The following is a 4,050-nucleotide window of genomic DNA, read 5'->3' on the forward strand; positions in this document are numbered from 1 at the left end:
ATCGGCACCATTGCCGGTTCCCGCGACCGCCGCGGAACCGCTTGCCAGCGTCCCGGCGTCAGCGTCACCGCTCGCCGGTGGCACCGACCCGCCGTCGCCGTTGCCGGTTCCCTCGGCATTCCCCGGGGTGCCTGCCAGATCCGTCGCGCTGCTCGCGGTCTCGCTGTCGCTCGCCTCAGGCGCGGCGGGTTCCGGGACTGCGGCGATCGACGGGCCGTCGCCGGGCGGCGTCACCGGTTCCACCGCGGCGCTGGAGGTAGCGGCCTCCCGCCCCACCGGTTCGGGTGCGGGCGGCTCAACCTCGACCGCCGAGACTTCTGGCGCCGCCGCGCTGGCAGGCGCCTCGCCCCCGGCGGCCCGGGCCCGCGCCGCAGCGATCACTTCGGGCGCCTCGCGCTGGAACGGGGTTTCGAAGCGCGATTCGACGCCGCCCTCGGGGCTCAGCTGATCGACGCGCAGCGTGTAGATGCCCGGCGCGATGGCGGGCAGATCCAGCCGCCAGTCACCGTGTTCGGCCTGCACCACGGCAATCGGCCGGTTGTCGAGATAGATCCGCAGATCCGCAGTCGGCGCGCTTCCGGCGGCGCGGCCCGAGATCTGCACCTCGCCCGCCTCGGAATAGCTGATCGAATCGATGACCACATTGTCCATGACGCTTGGGCCCTGATCGAGCACCTCGACCCCGCCGTCACCACGCAAAAGGAAGGCGGTCGGCATGTCGGGCGCCGCGGCTGAGGCGAGGTCCGGGGCGCCCGCGTCAGCGCCGGAGGCTTCCGCCGCGACCGGCGTGGCCTCTGGCGCCGCCGAGGTGACCGCTTCGCTGGCGTCCGCCCCGGGCATCCCCGCCGCGCCCTCGGACGAGGGCTCTGCCGCCGCCACCTCGACGGGGGCGTCGCCCTCAGTCGCCGCCAGCTGCTCCGCGACCTCCTGACCCGAGGTCTCAGGGGCCTCGGCCACGGCCGCGACGGTTTCCGATGCCGCCGGTGTTTCGGGCACCTCCAATGCCGCCACCTGCTCGGGACGCGGCGACAGGACGACGGTATCCTCGGCCATCGTCACAAGACCCGCCGCATCGGCCATTTCCAGCGTCATGACCTGCACATCGACGCTCGACCCCAGCGAGAACATCGCCACGAACTGGCCGAAGCCATCGGCGGCCGCCTCGGCCACCATGGTGCCGTCGACCCTGAGCGTCACCGCCGAACCGGGCGCGGCCGAGCCCGCGACCAGGGCCTCGCCGTCGCGGGCCACGCGGACCACGTCGAAACGGGGCGGCGCGGGTTGTTCCTGGACGGCCTGCTCCTGGACCGGCGGCGGCTCGGCCGGCGCGGCGGCCGGGGGCTGGGGCGTGTTGGCGGCGACGGGAGGGCTGGCGGGGGCCTGATCCGAGCCCAGCGGCGCGCCGGATCCGGCTGCGGGCAGCCCCCCGTCCCCCTGCATCCCGGCTGCGAGCCAGACCGCAACGGCCGCCGCCGCGGCCATCGTGCCGCCCCCCAGGATCCAGACCAGGTTTCGCGCCATCTTGCCTAATTCTCCCCGTGGGCCTCTGCCCTTGTTCCCTTGTACCAACGCCCGTATCTATGGGCAAAACAATATTCATCCCCCAAGGTCTTGCGAAAGGACCCTCCATGTCGGCCTTCCCCCCCTCGGTCTGCGTCTTCTGTGGCTCGCGTCCCGGCAGCGATCCGGCGATGGTCGGGCTGGCCCGCGACACCGGGCAGATGCTGGCCCGGCGCGGCTGGCGGCTGGTCTATGGCGCGGGCGACATCGGGCTGATGGGCGAGACGGCGCGGGCCACCCAGGCGGCGGGCGGGCGCACCTTCGGCGTGATCCCGACGCATCTGATGCAGGGCGAGGTGGCGCGCGCGGGCCTCGACGCTCTGGTCATCACCGAGACGATGCACGAGCGCAAGAAGGTGATGTTCGCCAATTCCCACGCCATCGCCGTGCTGCCGGGCGGCGCCGGGACGCTGGACGAATTCTTCGAGGTGGTGACCTGGGCGCAGATCGGGCTCCACCGCAAACCCATCGTGCTGGTCGATCAGAACGGTTTCTGGCAGCCGCTGCTGGCGCTGATCGACCATGTCATCGCCCAGGGCTTCGCGCCTGCCTTCCTGCACGATCTGGTCACCGTGGTGCCGGACGTGGCGATGCTGGAAGTGGCGCTGGCCGCACAGCTGCCGGGCTGAGGCCACTTGGGCGGGAAAGCCGGGGGCCAGCCCCCGGACCCCCGGGATATTTGAGGCGCAAAGAAGGGGCGGCCGGGGGCATGCCTGCGCCCCTGCCGCCCTGTCCCGTCAGAGGCCGAGCTTCGCCGCGACCAGATCGTTGACCGCGGCCGGGTTAGCCTTGCCGCCGGTGGCCTTCATCACCTGCCCGACGAACCAGCCCGCCAGCTTGGGATTGGCCTTGGCCTTTTCCACCTGCGCCGGGTTGGCGGCGATGATCTCGTCCACCGCCTTTTCAATGGCGCCGGTGTCGGTCACCTGCTTCATGCCGCGCTGGTCCACGATCTCGGCCGGGTCGCCGCCCTCGGTCCAGAGGATCTCGAACAGGTCCTTGGCGATCTTGCCCGAGATGTCGCCCGATTTGATCAGCCGGATCACCCCGCCCAGTTGCGCGGGCGAGACGGGGCTTTCGCCGATCTCCTGGCCTTCCTTCTTCAGCCGGCCGAAGAGTTCGTTGATCACCCAGTTGGCGGCCAGCTTGCCGTCGTCGCCCACCGCCACCACCGCTTCAAAGAAATCGGCGTTCTCGACATCGGCGGTCAGCACCGAGGCGTCGTAATCGGTCAGGCCGAAATCCGCCATGAAGCGCGATTTCTTGGCATCCGGCAGTTCGGGCATGCCCGAGGCGATACCATCGACCCAGGCCTGTTCGATCTCGAGCGGCAGCAGGTCGGGATCGGGGAAATAGCGGTAATCCTGCGCCTCTTCCTTCGAGCGCATGGAGCGGGTCTCGCCCTTGTCCGGGTCGTAGAGACGGGTCTCCTGATCGACCTTGCCGCCGTCTTCCAGGATGGCGATCTGGCGGCGGGCCTCGTAGTCGATGGCCTGCTGGATGAAGCGCATGGAGTTCATGTTCTTAATCTCGCAGCGGGTGCCGAGATGCGAGAAATCCTGCGTTGCCTGATACTTCTCATACTGACCGGGCTTGCAGACCGAGACGTTGACATCGGCCCGCAGGTTGCCGTTCTGCATGTTGCCGTCGCAGGTGCCGAGATAGCGCAGGATCTGGCGCAGCTTGGCGACATAGGCGGCGGCCTCCTCCGGCCCGCGAATGTCGGGACGGCTGACGATTTCCATCAGCGGCACGCCGGTGCGGTTGAAGTCGATGAAGGACATGTTGGGGTCCATGTCGTGGATCGACTTGCCGGCGTCCTGCTCGACATGGATCCGCTCGATCCGCACCACGCGGGCGACGCCCGGGCCCATCTCGACGATAACCTCGCCCTCGCCGACGATGGGATGGTAAAGCTGGCTGATCTGATAGCCCTGCGGGTTGTCGGGGTAGAAATAATTCTTCCGGTCAAAGGCCGACCACAGGTTGATCGCCGCCTTCAGGCCGAGGCCTGTGCGCACCGCCTGCTCGATGCAATATTCGTTCACCACCGGCAGCATCCCCGGCATCGCCGCATCGACGAAGGCCACGTTCGAATTCGGCTCGGCCCCGAAGGTCGTGCTGGCGCCCGAGAAGAGCTTGCCCTGGGTCGAGATCTGGGCGTGGATTTCCATGCCGATGACCAGTTCCCAATCGCCCTTGGCACCGGCGATGACCTTGGGTTTGGGGGCGTCAAAGCTGAGATCGAGCATGTCACAATCCTTATCCGGCGGGGCCGCGGTTCTTGGCCGCGGTTCTAGAACGCCCGCAGGATAAGGAAAAGCGCTTTTCCGCCCCGGCGCCTTTCCGCGCATGTCTGCCGCCGCCGCCAGACTCCGTCTTGCGCAAATTCCGGCACGGAGTCAGGAAAACGACATCGTCAACAACCCTGGCTCCCCCGATGCGCTCCGCCCTGTTTCTTCTGCCGCTGCTCGCAGCCTGCGCCGCCAC

General features: G+C 68.7%; 3 protein-coding genes. 1 reads left to right on the forward strand and 2 read right to left on the reverse strand.

Annotated elements, in window-relative coordinates:
• Window positions 1-1,521, reverse strand: a 1,521-nt coding sequence (locus VDQ18_RS23115) for a hypothetical protein (protein WP_323023207.1), incomplete at its 3' end; no start/stop codon positions are given.
• A 107-nt stretch (window positions 1,522-1,628) separates the two neighbouring features.
• On the opposite strand from VDQ18_RS23115, the gene VDQ18_RS23120 reads away from it, so the two are divergent.
• Window positions 1,629-2,189: a TIGR00730 family Rossman fold protein gene (locus tag VDQ18_RS23120; RefSeq protein ID WP_323023208.1), complete on the forward strand. Its 561-nt coding sequence runs from the start codon at window positions 1,629-1,631 to the stop codon at window positions 2,187-2,189.
• A 108-nt stretch (window positions 2,190-2,297) separates the two neighbouring features.
• On the opposite strand, the gene gatB is transcribed toward VDQ18_RS23120, so the two are convergent.
• Window positions 2,298-3,812 carry an Asp-tRNA(Asn)/Glu-tRNA(Gln) amidotransferase subunit GatB gene (gatB, locus tag VDQ18_RS23125; RefSeq protein WP_323023209.1) on the reverse strand — a complete coding sequence of 505 codons (1,515 nt, stop codon included), beginning with the start codon at window positions 3,810-3,812 and terminating at the stop codon, window positions 2,298-2,300.
• Between the last annotated feature and the right edge of the window lie 238 nt (window positions 3,813-4,050).

This window comes from Pararhodobacter sp., from assembly GCF_034676075.1.
Lineage (GTDB): Bacteria > Pseudomonadota > Alphaproteobacteria > Rhodobacterales > Rhodobacteraceae > Pararhodobacter.

What these genes read in the sequence shown, in the direction of transcription:
- VDQ18_RS23120 (WP_323023208.1), top strand. Translation starts at nt 1,629, where the DNA reads ATGTCGGCCTTCCCCCCCTCGGTCTGCGTCTTCTGTGGCTCGCGTCCC.
- gatB (WP_323023209.1), bottom strand. Translation starts at nt 3,812, where the DNA reads ATGCTCGATCTCAGCTTTGACGCCCCCAAACCCAAGGTCATCGCCGGT.